This is a genomic window from Rhodanobacter sp. C06, from assembly GCF_002001105.1.
GTDB lineage: Bacteria > Pseudomonadota > Gammaproteobacteria > Xanthomonadales > Rhodanobacteraceae > Rhodanobacter_A.
The window spans coordinates 71,488-84,694 of the sequence record NZ_MUNP01000077.1 but is presented as its reverse complement, the minus strand read 5'-3'; the positions used below and the strand labels follow the sequence as shown (position 1 = coordinate 84,694).

Sequence of the window (13,207 nt, the reverse complement as noted above, 5' to 3'; positions counted from 1 at the left end):
AGCGCGCCATGAAACTGCATCCCATGATCGCGGCATTGCGCAAGCACAAGGCGGGCGTGGTGCTGATCGCGCTGCAGATCGCGCTGACCCTGGCGATCGTCTGCAACGCCATCTTCATCATCGGCCAGCGCATCGACCGGGTGAACCGCCCCACCGGACTGGACGAGAGCAACCTGTTCCTGGTCACCCAGCAATGGGTGGGCGCGCCCAGCGCCGACACGCCCGATGGCGTGGCCAAGCTCGACGCCATGCAGAAGGAGGATCTCGTGGCGCTGCGCAACCTGCCCGGCGTGGCCTCGGTGGCGCCGATCAACTCGCTGCCGTTGCTGAATTCCTCCTGGAACGGCGCGGTCTCGCTCAAGCCCGATGCCAAGTTCAGCGACACGGGCAACAACGTGCGCACCACCTACTACTTCACGGACGACCAGGCCATGTCGACGCTGGGCGTGAAACTGGCGGCCGGCCGCTGGTTCAATGCCGGCGACGTGCAAAACCAGGGCTTCCGCGACAACCCGCCGCGCCCGATCGTCATCGTCACCAAGGCGCTGGCGGACAAGCTGTTCCCGAAAGGTGACGCGGTGGGCAAGCCGATCTATGTCGACGGCAGCAGCGCCCCCAGCACCATCGTCGGCGTGGTGACGCGCCTGCAAGTGCCTTCCACTGGCAGCTGGGTCAACGGGTTCACCTGGAACGCCACTCTGGTGCCCACGCGGCTGGACGCGGGCTTCGCGCGTTACGCAGTGCGTACCAAACCGGGCCAGCTGGAAGCAGCGATGAAGGCGGCGGCGCCCACGCTGTACAAGGTGAACCCGCTGCGCGTGCTCGACGACGACAGCGTCAAGTCGTACGCCGACATCCGCGCCGAGGCTTATCGCGCCGACGTGGGCATGGCGATCCTGATGGGCGTGATCTGCCTGGTCCTGCTCAGCGTCACCGCGGCGGGCATCGTGGGCCTCACCAGCTTCTGGGTCGGCCAGCGCCACCGCCAGATTGGCGTGCGCCGCGCGCTGGGCGCGCGCAAGGTCGACATCCTGCACTACTTCCAGCTGGAGAACCTGCTGATCGCCGGCAGTGGCGCAGTGATCGGCATCGTCATGGCGATCGGCCTCAACCTGTGGCTGATGCGCCTCTATCAGATGGACCGCCTGCCGGTGGTCTACACCTTGATCGGCGTGGCGGCAGTGCTGGTGCTGGGCCAGTGCGCGGTGTTCGTACCCGCGCGGCGCGCGTCCAACGTGCCGCCGGTGACGGCGACGCGGGCGGCGTGATTGCTTGAACCCTCTCCCCCGGCTGCGCCGGGGGAGAGGGCAGGGTGAGGGGGCGCTTTTGCATTTTCGCTTGGCGAGGAGCGCCCCCTCACCCCAACCCTCTCCCCCAACAAGGTTGGGGGAGAGGGAGTCTGCAAACTGAGGAGAGTTTGGAATGTTTGCTTACTACCTCGACCTCGCCCTGCGCAGCCTCAAGCGCAACCGCGTGCTCACCGCGCTTATGGTGCTGGCCATCGCGGTGGGCATCGGTGCGTGCATGACCACGCTGACGGTGGTGCATCTGTTGTCCGGCGATCCGCTGCCCGGCAAGAGCAGCACGCTGTTTTTCCCGCAGGTGGATCCGGAGAATCCCGTCGTGGGGGGAAGCACCGAGCCGCGTCCGGCGATGGATTACCGCTCGGCCATGGACCTGTGGAACGCGCATCGCGCCGACCGCCAGGCGATCATCACCAGCAGCCCCGTGAAGGTGCGCTTGCCGGACAGTGGCCAGCCACCGCTGCTGCCGAGCATGCTCTCCACTTCGGCGGATTTCTTCCCGATGTTCGACGTGCCGTTCCAGTACGGCTCCGGCTGGAGCGCGGACGACGACGCGCACCATGCGCGCGTGGCGGTGATTTCGGCCGACCTCAACCAGAAACTGTTTGGCGGCGCCAACAGCGTGGGCCGCATCCTGCGCGTGCGCGATGCCGACATGCGCATCGTCGGCGTACTGAAGCCGTGGCGCCCCACGCCGCTGTTCTACGACCCGTGGAGCCAGAACTTCAGCAAGTCGGAAGATGTCTTTGCCCCGTTCACCAGCAGCATGGAAATCAACAAGGGCAACTTCCAAGCCTATACCTGCTGGCATGTGCCGCCATCCATGGGCGACCTGCAGAACGCCGATTGCGTGTGGGTGTGGCTGTGGGTGGAGCTGGACAGCCCGGCCAAGGTGCGCGACTACGCGCGCTTCCTGGACGATTACGCGAACACGCAGAAGTCGCTGGGCCGCTTCGCCGTGGGCAGCGAGCATGCGCGGCTGCGCGACCTGATGACCTGGCTGACCTACCGCGGCCAGGTGCCCGGCGACGTGCGTCTGCAGGCGTGGCTGGCGTCGGCCTTCCTCGTCATCTGCCTGTTCAACGCGGTGGGCTTGCTGCTGGCGAAGTTCCTGCGTCGCAGTGGCGAGATCGGCGTGCGCCGCGCGCTGGGCGCCAGCCGCGGCGCGATCTTCGCTCAGTGCCTGGTCGAGGCCGGTCTGATCGGTTTGCTCGGCGGCGGCTTCGGCTGGCTGCTGACGCTGTTCGGGTTGTGGCTGGTGCGGCAGCAACCGGTGGACTACGCCCACCTCGCGCACCTGGACACCGCCATGTTCCTCGTCACGTTCGTACTGGCGGTCGGCACCAGCCTGCTCGCCGGGCTGATACCTGCGCTGCGCGCCAGTCGCGTGGTTCCCGGCTGGCAACTCAAGGCGTTGTGAGGAGGCCGACCATGCAGATCAAACCGATACTCGCGGCGCTGCGCCGCCATCGTCTGGCCACCTTGCTGATCGCGATGGAGATCGCGCTGGCCTGCGCCGTGTTGTGCAACGCCTGCTTCCTGGTGGCGCGGCGCTGGACGATGATCCAGATCAACAGCGGCGTCGACGAGAGTTCGTTGGCGGTATTGACGGTCAACGGCTTCGATCCGAATCAGGCGGCCGACGTCAACGCGCGCATGCTGACCGGCTTGCGGTCAATTCCGGGCGTGCAGTCGGCCACCCTCATCAGCGAGGTGCCGTTCGGACCGCAAACGGGTGCGGCGGGCGTCACGCATGAGCCGGGCGATTTCAAGAACCTGATCGGCGTAGTGGATTTCGTGCTGGCCGGGCCGGGCACGTTCAAGGCATTGGGCTTGAAACTGGTCGAGGGGCGCCTCCCGCAGCCCGACGACTATCGGCCCGCCACCAGCTTCCTTCCCGACGATGCGCAGGTGCTGGTGACCCGCCAGTGGGCGGAACATGCGTGGCCGGGCGAGAACCCGCTGGGCAAGGACTTCTGGTGCGACAAAATGCACTTTCGCGTCATGGGCGTGGTGGACCACTACGCGCGTGCTCAACCCAGCCAATACGACCTGCAGCAGGGTGAGTGGACGGTGTTCACGCCGGTCGTGCCGGGCGGCTCGTTGGCCGGCACCTACCTGCTGCGAGCCCGGCCGCAGGATGTGCAGCGCGTGCTGCAGGCAGCGCGCGCCGCCGTGCCGAAGATCGCCCCCGACGTGGTGCTGGACCAGGACAACAGCAAAACCCTGGGTGACCTGCGCATGAACTACTTCAAGACCGACCGCATCATGATCGGCCTGCTGCTCGGCGTGGTTGTCCTCATGCTTGGCGTTACCGCGCTTGGCATTGTCGGCCTCACCAGCTTCTGGGTGGCGCAGCGGCGCAAGCAGATCGGCATACGCCGCGCGATCGGCGCGACGCGCGGCGACATCCTGCGCTACTTCCAGACCGAGAACTTCCTGATCGTCACGTTCGGCATCGCGCTGGGCATGCTGCTGGCCTTCGTGCTCAACGCGGTGCTGATGAAGTTCTACGAGCTGCCGCATCTGCCTTTGTACTACCTGCCGGTGGGCGCGCTGGTGCTGTGGGGGTTGGGCCAGCTCGCCGTGCTCGGCCCCGCACTGCGCGCCGCGGCAGTGCCGCCGGTGGTGGCGACACGGAGCGTGTGAGTTTTCCCCTCCCCCTCCGGGGGAGGGTGCCCGCAGGGCGGGAGAGGGTACGGGCGGAGCGTGGCATTGCGCGCTGGCCGAACCCTCTCCCCCAACCCTCTCCCGAAGGGAGAGGGGAGTGCAATGACGGAGGCACGGAATGTTCGGCTATTACTTCGACCTCGCACTACGCAGCCTCGCGCGCAACAAGGTGCTCACCGCACTGATGGTGCTGGCGATCGCGCTGGGCATCGGCGCCTCGATGACCACGCTCACCGTGCTGCACGTGCTGTCGGGCGATCCGCTGCCGGGGCGCAGCGGCACGCTGTACTACCCGCAGATCGATCCGCAGGACAGCCGCGGCTACCTGCCCGGCAAGTCGAAGCCGATGGATCAGGTGACCTGGATCGACGGCATGAACCTGCTGCAGGCGAAGCGCGCGGATCGGCAGGCGCTGATGACCGGCGGCGACGTGGCGGTGCAGCCAGGCAACTCCACGCTCGATCCGTTCTATGAGGATGCGCGCTACACCACCGCCGATTTTTTCACGATGTTCGGCGTGCCGTTCCAGTACGGCCATGCCTGGGGCGCGGCAGAAGACGAGGCGCATGAGCGCGTGGCGGTGATCAGCAGCCGGCTCAACGACAAGCTGTTCGGCGGCGGCGACAGCACCGGCAAGGCGCTGCGACTGGACGGTACGGATTTCCGCATCGTGGGCGTGACCGGCGACTGGAGCCCCAACCCGAACTTCTACGATCTGAACCGCAAGAGCTACGACGAGAACGAGGGCGTGTTCGTGCCGCTGTCCACTTCGCAGGACGTGGGCATGGTTCATGACGGCAGCGTCGATTGCTGGGGCAACGGTGGCGGCGGGAACACGCCCGACCACAATGCGCCCTGCGTGTGGCTGCAGTTCTGGGTGCAACTGGACAGCCCGGCCAAGGCGGCGGCGTACAAGACTTTCCTCGTCCACTACTCCGAACAGCAGAAGGCGCTGGGCCGCTTCCAGCGGCCGCCCAACGTCGAGTTGCGCAACGTGATGCAGTGGCTGGACTACAACCAGGTGGTGCCCGACGACGTGCGCCTGCAGACCTGGCTGGCGCTCGGGTTCCTGCTGGTCTGCCTGGTGAACACCGTGGGCCTGATGCTGGCGAAGTTCCTGCGCCGCGCGAGCGAGTTGGGCGTGCGCCGCGCGCTGGGTGCGTCGAAGAAGGCGCTGTTCGCGCAGTTGCTGGTGGAGTCCGGCGTGGTCGGCCTGGTCGGCGGCATGGGCGGCCTGCTGCTGGCCTTCATCGGCCTGTGGCTGGTGCGACGGCAACCAGCCAGCTATGCCGCGCTGGCGCATCTCGACCCCGCGATGCTGTTCACCACCTTCCTGCTGGCGCTGGGCGCGAGCCTGCTCGCTGGCCTGCTGCCCGCGTGGCGCGCCTGCCAGGTGGCGCCGGCCCTCCAGCTCAAGAGCAATTGAGGAGCATCGGCATGGAACTGCGACCCATACTCTCGACCCTGCGCCGGCACAAGGTCACCGCGTGCCTGTTGATCCTGGAGATCGCGCTGACCTGCGCCATCGTGTGCAACGCGGTGTTCCTGATCGGCCAGCGCCTGCAGCGCATGGACATGCCCAGTGGCATCGCCGAACACGAGCTGGTGCAGATCCAGTTGGGCCACATCGGCAAGAGCCCCGATGCCAAGGCGCAGACGGAAACGGACCTGGCAGCGCTACGACAGATTGCCGGCGTGCGGCAGGTGGGGGTGGTCGAGGAATTGCCCTTCAGCTACGGCGGTTCGTCGAACAGCGGGCTCATGCTCGATCCGCACCAGCAGCAGCCCACCGTCAACGTGTCGCAGTACATGGGGCAGAACATCCTGCCCACGCTGGGCGTGCGGCTGGTGGCCGGGCGCGACTTCGGGCCGGGCGAATACGTCGACCTGGACACCGCCATGGCGGCCCTGAAGACCGGCGACACGAAAGGCTTGCCGCAAACCATGATCGTGACGCGTGCGCTCGCCGAACGCATGTGGCCGGGCAAGGACCCCCTCGGCCAGACGGCCTATGTAGGGAAGGACATCGCGCTACGCGTCATCGGCGTGGTGGCGTCGCTGGCGCGGCCCAATATGCTGCGCATGGGGCCGCAGTACAGCGTGATGTGGCCGATCCACATGACCTTGGCCGATGGCGCGAGCTACGTGCTGCGCACGGCACCGCAGGATCGCGAAGCGGTGATCAAGGCTGCCGTGGCCAAGCTCAAGCAACTCGACCCCAACCGCGTGGTGGTGACGAAGCGCACCTACGACGAGGCGCGACGCGAATTCTTCGCCAGCGACCGCGCGATGGCCGGCATCCTGGTCGGCGTGATCGTGGCGCTGCTCACGGTGACCGCGCTGGGCATCGTCGGCCTGGCCAGCTTCTGGGTGGGGCAGCGCCGCCGCACCATCGGCGTGCGCCGCGCGCTGGGCGCCACCCGCGGCGACATCCTGCGCTACTTCCAGACCGAGAACTTCCTGCTCGCCACCTTCGGCATCGTGCTCGGCATGGCGCTGGCCTACGGCATCAACCTGTTCCTGATGACGCATTACGAATTGCCGCGGCTGCCGGGCATCTATTTCCCGGTGGGCGCGCTCGCGCTGTGGGCCATCGGCCAGCTCGCCGTGCTCGGCCCCGCGCTGCGCGCCGCGGCGGTGCCGCCGGTGGTGGCGACGCGGTCGGTGTGATTTTCCCTCTCCCTCCGGGAGAGGGTGCCCACGAGGGCGGGAGAGGTACGGGCGGAGCGAGGCGATACGCCTTGACCGGACCCTCTCCCCCGGCCCCTCTCCCGAAGGGAGAGGGGAGACCCATGAAGGAGATGCGTGATGTTCGGCTATTACCTCGACCTGGCCCTGCGCAGCCTGAAGCGCAACAAGGTGCTCACCACCCTGATGGTGCTCGCGCTGGCATTGGGCATTGGGGCCACGATCACCACGCTGGCCGTGCTGCGACTGCTGTCGGGCGACCCGATTCCGCAGAAGAGCGCGCAGCTGTTCTATCCGCAGCTCGATCCCTACCCGGCGAACCAGCCGTTCTCGCGCAGCGGGAAGCGGGTGCCGTATCTGATGAGCTACATCGACGCGATGAACCTGATCCACGCGCGCAAGGCGGAACGGCAGGCGGCGATGGCCATGTCGCAGGTCAAGCTGACCCCGCCATCGGGTGTCGGCAAGCCGTTCTATGCGCAGGGCGTGCTGACCACGACCGACTTCTTCCCGATGTTCGATGCGCCGTTCCAATACGGTTCGGGCTGGACCGCGGCGGACGACGAGGGCCGCGCGCAGGTCGCGGTGATCGCCGGCTCGCTCAACGACAAGCTGTTCGGCGGCGCGAACAGCGTGGGGCGCATGATCCGCATCGAGGATCACGACTTCCGCATCATCGGTGTGCTGCGCACGTGGGCGCCGCAGCCACGCTTCTACGCGGTGCATCTGGGCGGCCACAGCTACGGCGAGGGCGACGCGGTGTTCGTGCCGCTGCAGGGCGCACGCGCCGACGACCTGATGCCGAGCACGATGATGGGCTACGGGAAATCGATCGACGTCGAACATCTGGAAACGGCCCCGGCGATCTGGCTGGGTCTGTGGGTGCAGTTGCCGAATGCCGCCGATGTCGCGGCCTACAAGATGTTCCTCGGCAATTACGCGAAGGAGCAGGTGGCGCTGGGGCGGTACCAGCGTACCGACACGGCCTTGTCGGGCCTGATGGAATGGATGCGCAGCGAACACGTGGTGCCGGACGACGTGCGCCTGCAGGCCGGGCTGGCGTTCGGCTTCCTGCTGATCTGCGTGGTGAACACGGTGGGCCTGCTGCTGGCCAAGTGCCTGCGCCGCTCACGCGAGATCGGCGTGCGCCGCGCGCTGGGCGCCTCGCGCGGCGCGATCTTCACGCAGTTCATGGTCGAGGCCGCCATCGTGGGCGTGGCCGGCGGCGTGCTGGGGCTGGTCTTTGCCGAGCTGGGGCTGTGGGGCATCCGCCACCAGCCGGCGCAGTACGCCAGCCTCGCGCATCTGGACCTGTCGATGTTCCTGTTTACCTTCGTGGTGGCGCTGCTGGCCAGCCTGGTCGCCGGCCTGCTGCCTGCGTGGCGCGCCTGCGTGGTGGCGCCCGCTCCACAGTTGAAAGCTGTCTGATCCGCTTCCACCGCGCAAAAAAGCGGCCGTCCGCGACCGCACTTCCCAAAGGAACCGCACCATGGAAATCCGCCCGATACTCGCCAGCCTGCGCAGGCACCGCATCCCGGCCGCGCTGATCGTGCTGGAGATCGCGCTGGCCTGCGCGGTGCTGTGCAATGCCGTGTTCATGATCGGCCAGCGCATGGCCGACATCCACTGGCCAAACGCGATCGACGAGCAAGGTATCTCGGTCATCACGGTGAACGGTACCGACCCCGCCCTCGCTGCCAGTGATATCCCACGCAACCTGGCCGCCCTGCGCGGCATCGCTGGGGTCACGGCGGCAGCCGCGGCGACCAGCATGCCGCTGGACCAGAATCCTGCGCTGACCGGTTTCACCACCACGCCGGACGGGAAGACCACGGTGAACACCTCGGTGTATTTCCTCGGCAGCGGTGGCGAGCAGGCGCTGGGGCTGCACCTGCTGCAAGGGCGCTTCTTCAACGCCGACGAATACGCGGACAGCGGCCTGAAGAATTTCCAGTCCACCAGCCACGTCCTGCTGGTCACGCAAAGCGACGCGCAACGCCTGTGGCCCGGCCAGGGTGCGCTGGGCAAGACGCTGTATGCCAATGGTGAAAGCTGGACGGTGGTGGGCGTGGTCGGCGACGTGCTGGCGCAGGATCCCAAGTTCAGCGGTCCCGGTGGCCGGTATTCCAGCGTGTTCTATCCATCGCATCCGGACGAGATGATGGGCGACTACGTGCTGCGCAACGCACCACAGGATCGCGACCGCGTCGTGCGCGAAGCGGTGCAGGCACTGGGCCGGCTGGAGCCGGGTGCGGTGGTGGAGGGCAAGACCTACGCGCAGATGCGCACCGACTACTTCGCCGACACCAGCAGCATGGTGTGGATGCTGGTGCTGGTCTGCGTGGTGATGCTGGCGGTCACCGCTTTCGGCATCGTCGGCCTCACCAGCTTCTGGGTCGGCCAGCGGCGCCGGCAGATCGGCGTCCGCCGCGCGGTGGGCGCCACCCGTGGCCATATCCTGCAGTACTTCCAGACCGAGAATTTCCTGCTCAGCAGCATGGGTGTGGCGGTCGGTATGGTGCTGGCCTTCGGCATCAACCTGTACCTGATGAGCCATTACGCGACGAGCCGCATGCCCTGGTACTACCTGCCATGCGGCGCGATCGCGCTGTGGCTGATCGGTCAGCTCGCGGTACTCGGCCCCGCGCTGCGCGCGGCGGCGGTGCCCCCGGTAGTGGCGACGCGCAGCGTTTGAGGTTTCCCCTCTCCCGCCTGCGGGAGAGGGGGTCCAATCAAGGAGGCATGGAATGTTCGGCTACTACCTCGACCTCGCTTTGCACAGCCTCACGCGCAACAAGGTGCTGGGCGCGCTGATGGTGCTGGCGATCGCGGTGGGCATCGGCGCGTGCATGACCACCTTGACCGTTTTGCACGTGCTGTCGGGCGACCCGCTGCCGGGCAAGAGCGGCAAGTTGTACTACCCGCAGATCGACCCGCAGGACGCGCGCGGCATGATGCCCGGCACGCTGGCGCCGGAGCAGGTCACCTTGATCGACGGCATGAATCTGCTGCGGGCGAAGCGTGCCGACAGGCAGGCGTTGATGGCCGGTGGCGCGGTGCCGATCCAGCCGGGTTCATCGTCACTCGATCCGTTCTACGTGGAGGCTCGCTACACCAGCGCGGATTTTTTCGCGATGTTCGACACGCCGTTCCTGTACGGCCGCGGCTGGACCGGTGCCGACGACGAGGCGCACGCGCGCGACGTGGTGATCACGCGCCAGCTCAACGACAAAGTGTTCGACGGTGCCGACAGCACGGGACGCAGCCTGCGCTTGGGCGGCATCACGTTCCGCGTCGTCGGCGTGCTCGACAGCTGGCGACCGAACCCGCATTTCTACGATCTCACCACCGGCTCGTACAACTACTACGAACAGGCATTCCTGCCGCTGCAGACGGCGCTGGAACTGCATTTCGCCAAGAACGGCTCCAACGATTGCTGGGGCAACGGCACCGGTGGCGTGGAGGGCAATGCCTATCCCTCGGCGACCTGCGTGTGGCTGCAGTTCTGGGTGGAGCTGGACAGTGCGGCCAAGGCCGCGGCGTACCGGCAGTTCCTGGTCCACAACTCGGAAGAACAGAAGGCGCTGGGCCGCTTCCAGCGCGCACCGAACGTGCAGTTGCGCAACCTGATGCAGTGGCTGGACTACAACCGCGTCGTGCCGGGCGACGTGCGCCTGCAGGCGTGGCTGGCGTTCGGTTTCCTGCTGGTATGCCTGGTCAACACCGTCGGCCTGATGCTGGCGAAATTCCTGCGCCGTTCGGGCGAGCTGAGCGTGCGGCGCGCGCTGGGGGCGTCCAGGCGCGCGTTGTTCGCACAGTTGCTGACCGAATCCGGGGTGATCGGGATCGCCGGCGGGGCCGGCGGCCTCCTGCTGTCCCTGTTCGGCTTGTGGATGGTCCGGCACCGTGCGTCCGACTATGCCTCCCTGGCGCACCTTGATCCGGCCATGTTGCTGGTCACGTTCGCGCTGGCGATCGGCGCCAGCCTGCTGGCCGGAATACTGCCGGCGTGGCGCGCCTGCCACGTCGCGCCGGCGCTGCAACTCAAGAGCCATTGACATGGAACTGCGACCGATACTTGCCACGCTGCGCCGGCACAAGGTCATCCTCTGGCTGCTGATGCTGGAGATCGCGTTGAGCTGCGCCATCATCTGCAACGGCGTGTTCCTGATCGTGCAGCGCCTGCAGCACATGGACATGCCCAGCGGCATCGCGGAACGCGAATTGGTACAGATCCAGCAGGCGCCGATCGAGCCGCCCGCCGATCGTTTCGCGCGGGCGCAGGAAGACCTCGCGACGCTGCGGCAGATTCCCGGCGTGCAGGCGGTCGCCATGAGCAACCAGGTTCCGTTCGGTGGCGCTTCGTCGAACGGCAACGTGATGCTCTCGCCGACGCAGCCGCACCCAACCTTGAATGCGGCTGAATATTTCGGCGAGAACCTGGTGCAAACCATGGGTTTGCAGCTGGTCGCGGGGCGCCCCTTGCGCCCCGACGAATACGTCAATGCGGATGTGGTGATCAAGGCCCTCGCCGACGGCAATGACAAGGGCTTCCCGATGCCGATGCTTGTCAGCCAGGCGCTGGCCACGCGTCTGTGGCCGCAGCAAAACCCGCTCGGCAAGTTGCTCTGGTTGGCGCCCACCGCGAGCTTCCGCGTGGTGGGTGTGGTGGCGACGCTGGCGCGCGCCAATGCCTACAACATCGCCACCGCGCAATACTCGATGATCATTCCGGTGCACATGGGTGCGGACAAGGACCAGAGCTACCTGTTGCGCACCCGGCCCGCGGACCGGCAGCAAGTGATCGCCGCGGCGGTGGCGGCGCTGAAGCACGCCGACCCCACGCGCGTGATCACGCACATGCGCGCCTACGACGAGATCCGCAGCGATTACTTCAAGGACGACCGCGCGATGGCGGGCATCCTGGTCAGCGTGATCGTGGCGCTGCTGCTGGTGACAGGGCTGGGCATCGTCGGGCTTGCCAGCTTCTGGGTATCGCAGCGCCGCAAGCAGATCGGCATCCGCCGCGCACTGGGTGCCACGCGCACCGACATCCTGCATTACTTCCAGACCGAGAATTTCCTGATCGTCACGCTGGGCATCGTGATCGGGATGGTGCTGGCCTATGGGCTGAGCCTGTGGCTGATGTTGCACTACGAATTGCCGCACCTGCCGGGCATCTACTTCCCGGTCGGCGCGCTGGCGCTGTGGGCCATCGGCCAGCTCGCCGTGCTCGGCCCCGCGCTGCGCGCGGCGGCGGTGCCGCCGGTGGTGGCGACACGATCCGTGTGATTTTCCAGGGTGCGCGGGAATCCGCCACCAATCGTTGGCCTTGATGGAGTGATGCATGAAGAAGATTCGGCGGGCAATCGGCACCCTGCTGGCTGCGGCCGCGCTTGCGGCTGCAGGTGCCGCGAGCGCAACCCCGGCGGAGCAGGACGCCGCGCACTGGATGACACGTGCCCAGGTCACCGGGGTCATCGCCGCCAACCAGAAGATCGTCTCGCCGAACGGGATCGAGGAGCAGGTCAAGGTGCGCATCGGCGGCATCGACCAGTGGCTGACGATACGCGGCCGCGATCTGCGCAATCCGGTGCTGCTGGTGCTGCATGGCGGCCCGGCTTCGCCGGACATGCCGCAGGCCTGGACATTCGAGTCGCCGTGGCAGGACTACTTCACCGTGGTCGAATGGGACCAACGCGGCGCTGGCAAGACCTATGCCGCCAATACCGAAGCGCAGATGGCGCCGGGATTGAGCATCGCGGGCATGACCGACGATGCGGCGCAGGTCGTCGAGTACCTGCGCCAACGCTTCCATAAACGGAAGATCTTCGTGATGGGGCACTCCTGGGGCAGCGTGCTGGGCGTGGAACTGGCGCAGCGTCACCCGGACTGGTTCTACGCCTATGTCAGCGTGGGCCAGGTCGTGAACATGCGCCGGAACGAAGAGGACGGCTACGCCTTCGCCTTGCGCGAGGCCAAGGCGCACGGCAATGCCGCTGCCGTGCGCGAGCTGGATGCGATCGCGCCCTATCCGGGGCCGAAGGACATCACGCTCGACCAGATCGGCGTGCGCGACAAGTGGGAGATGTACTACGGCGGCCTCGCCTGGGGGCGCCAGGATTACCAGTTCGCGGCGGATACCTGGGATCTGTCGCCCGATTACAGCGAAAGCGACGTCCGCGCCATCGGCAAAGGCAGCGTGTTCTCGCTGAAACACCTGCTCAAGCCGTTGCTGTCGGTCGATTTCGATCACACCACCCGGTTCGGTTGCCCCGTGGTGATGTTTGTCGGCGCACACGACAACACCACGTCGCACACGTTGGCCGAACAGTGGTTCGACACACTGCAGGCGCCGTCCAAGCGGCTGGTGGTGTTCGCCGATTCGGCGCACATGATCATGCTGGAGCAGCCCGGCCGCTTCCTGGTTCACCTGGTGGACGACGTGCTGCCTTACGCGAAAACGACGGGTGATGCGGCGCCCGCCGAAGTGGAACGCGATCGCTGAATTCGGCGTGCTGCCGGGAAGGACTTGAGTGCACCTA

General features: G+C 66.8%; 10 protein-coding genes. All 10 read left to right on the top strand.

The genetic code is table 11. The features are described from left to right. Nucleotides 1-8 precede the first annotated feature (8 nt). On the top strand, nucleotides 9-1,268 hold the full coding sequence (locus B0E52_RS17100) for an ABC transporter permease (RefSeq protein WP_077485829.1): 1,260 nt from the start codon (nucleotides 9-11) through the stop codon (nucleotides 1,266-1,268). Between the two features lie 154 nt (nucleotides 1,269-1,422). Continuing rightward, nucleotides 1,423-2,724: an ABC transporter permease gene (locus B0E52_RS17095; protein ID WP_077485827.1), complete on the top strand. Its 1,302-nt coding sequence runs from the start codon at nucleotides 1,423-1,425 to the stop codon at nucleotides 2,722-2,724. Nucleotides 2,725-2,735: 11 nt separating this feature from the next. Further along, nucleotides 2,736-3,953 (top strand): FtsX-like permease family protein, encoded by a 1,218-nt coding sequence (locus B0E52_RS17090; protein WP_077485825.1) that lies wholly within the window; start codon nucleotides 2,736-2,738, stop codon nucleotides 3,951-3,953. 139 nt (nucleotides 3,954-4,092) lie between these two features. Next, a complete protein-coding gene (locus B0E52_RS17085) occupies nucleotides 4,093-5,400 on the top strand; it encodes an ABC transporter permease (RefSeq protein ID WP_077485823.1) in 1,308 nt (435 codons plus the stop codon). An 11-nt stretch (nucleotides 5,401-5,411) separates the two neighbouring features. Further along, nucleotides 5,412-6,644 carry an FtsX-like permease family protein gene (locus tag B0E52_RS17080; protein WP_077485821.1) on the top strand — a complete coding sequence of 411 codons (1,233 nt, stop codon included), beginning with the start codon at nucleotides 5,412-5,414 and terminating at the stop codon, nucleotides 6,642-6,644. 138 nt (nucleotides 6,645-6,782) lie between these two features. Further along, entirely contained in the window at nucleotides 6,783-8,090 is a 1,308-nt protein-coding gene (locus B0E52_RS17075; protein ID WP_168174223.1) for an ABC transporter permease, read from the top strand. Nucleotides 8,091-8,151: 61 nt separating this feature from the next. Further along, nucleotides 8,152-9,357 carry an FtsX-like permease family protein gene (locus tag B0E52_RS17070; RefSeq protein ID WP_077485817.1) on the top strand — a complete coding sequence of 402 codons (1,206 nt, stop codon included), beginning with the start codon at nucleotides 8,152-8,154 and terminating at the stop codon, nucleotides 9,355-9,357. A gap of 52 nt (nucleotides 9,358-9,409) precedes the next feature. After that, entirely contained in the window at nucleotides 9,410-10,720 is a 1,311-nt protein-coding gene (locus B0E52_RS17065) for an ABC transporter permease (protein WP_077485815.1), read from the top strand. A gap of 1 nt (nucleotide 10,721) precedes the next feature. After that, nucleotides 10,722-11,954 (top strand): FtsX-like permease family protein, encoded by a 1,233-nt coding sequence (locus B0E52_RS17060; RefSeq protein ID WP_077485813.1) that lies wholly within the window; start codon nucleotides 10,722-10,724, stop codon nucleotides 11,952-11,954. A 55-nt stretch (nucleotides 11,955-12,009) separates the two neighbouring features. Continuing rightward, the gene (locus B0E52_RS17055) at nucleotides 12,010-13,170 is read left to right on the top strand and encodes an alpha/beta hydrolase (RefSeq protein ID WP_077485811.1); all 1,161 of its coding nucleotides are present in this window, start codon (nucleotides 12,010-12,012) and stop codon (nucleotides 13,168-13,170) included. The last annotated feature ends 37 nt before the right edge of the window (nucleotides 13,171-13,207 follow it).